The organism is Pseudomonas sp. NY15356, from assembly GCF_048068175.1.
Taxonomy (GTDB): domain Bacteria; phylum Pseudomonadota; class Gammaproteobacteria; order Pseudomonadales; family Pseudomonadaceae; genus Aquipseudomonas; species Aquipseudomonas putida_K.
On sequence record NZ_JBLUPW010000064.1, the window covers coordinates 1 to 1,365 of the forward strand.

1 protein-coding gene is annotated in these 1,365 nt (G+C 55.8%); it reads right to left on the bottom strand.

Annotation, left to right across the window (positions count from 1 at the left end):
* Positions 1-261: 261 nt before the first annotated feature.
* A complete protein-coding gene (locus ACNFCI_RS23900; protein WP_414816593.1) occupies positions 262-1,287 on the bottom strand; it encodes an IS110 family transposase in 1,026 nt (341 codons plus the stop codon).
* Between the last annotated feature and the right edge of the window lie 78 nt (positions 1,288-1,365).

Below are 1,365 nucleotides of genomic sequence, written 5' to 3' on the forward strand. Positions count from 1 at the left end.
AAAAATCTATGGTCACCCCATTTTTTGCAATACTGATCATCGGATGAAATGGATGGCTTGCCTAAATCTATCCGGCGTCTGTTTGGGATTGCATCCCGCGCCACGATGAGTATCCGCGCCTGGCGTCCCTAAGAAGGGGGGCGGCTTCAAGAGAGCCAATTTTTCCCACAGGGTCGTCGCTAGGCAGGTCGGCCGTTTATTTCATCTATTGTCCAGCTATCGCAAAACCTGATGGTGAAACACGGTGCTGCACCTGCGGGGTCAGGTGGTCACGGCGCTTGGCCCCGCGTAGTATCGAGTGTGTCGTGTCGCAATAGCCCATGCGATACGGGCAAATTTGTTGGCGAGCGCGCAGGCCACCACATTGGAGTGGCGCCGCATCGACAACGACCGCACCCACTCAGCCAACGGGCCTTTTTGATGCTCCAGACGCATCAGGTAAACCCGAGCGCATAACACCAGCAAAGACCGAAGGTTCTTGTCGCCACGCTTGCTGATCCCCAGCAAGGCCTGTCTGCCACCCGTACTGTATTGCTTGGGTACCAAGCCCACGGATGCCGCGAAGTCGCGACTGCTGCCATATTGCTCTCCGTCGCCCATCTCCACAGCCAGGAGACTGGCGGTGATCGGCCCGATACACGGAATGCTCAGCAAACGACTTCCGAGATCATCGTCAGTCAGCTGGCTTTCCAGCTCTTTGTCTAACACCTTGATTTGGTCGTCCAAGTAGAGAAAGTGGTCATGCAGCCGCTGCAGCAGCGCGGTGAGCCGGACGGGTAGATCGTGTTCTTCCAAGACTGAGGCCAGGCGTTTGATGACTGCCAGCCCGACCGGCAAGCTGATGCCGAACTCAAGCAGAAAGCCATGCATCTGATTCACGGTCTTAGTACGGTCGCGGATCAACGATTCACGGATCCGGTGGGAAACAGACAGCGTTTGTTGATCAGGCGACTTGGGTGTCACGAAGCGCATGGATGGGCGAGAGGCGGCTTCGCATATTGCTTGGGCATCGACATAGTCGTTTTTGTTGCTTTTGACGAAAGGCTTCACGAACTGAGGCGAAATCAGCTTGGCATCATGGCCCATAGCCTTGAACTCTCGAGCCAGGTAATGCGCGCCGGCGCAGGCCTCCATTACCACCGTACAAATGGGATGATTGGCTAGGAATGCCATCATCTGCTGCCGTGAGCACTTCTTGCGCAAGACCTCCTTGCCGGACTTGTCCTGAGCATGCAGATGAAAGTTATGTTTGCCGATATCGATGCCGATCAGTGTCACTGTGCTCATGATGACGATCTCCGCGGTAAAAGCCCCCTGCGAAATCGTAGCTTTCGCAGGGGGCGGGGTGACCATCTCATTAGGGGG

What these genes read in the sequence shown, in the direction of transcription:
- ACNFCI_RS23900 (WP_414816593.1), bottom strand. Translation starts at nt 1,287, where the DNA reads ATGAGCACAGTGACACTGATCGGCATCGATATCGGCAAACATAACTTT.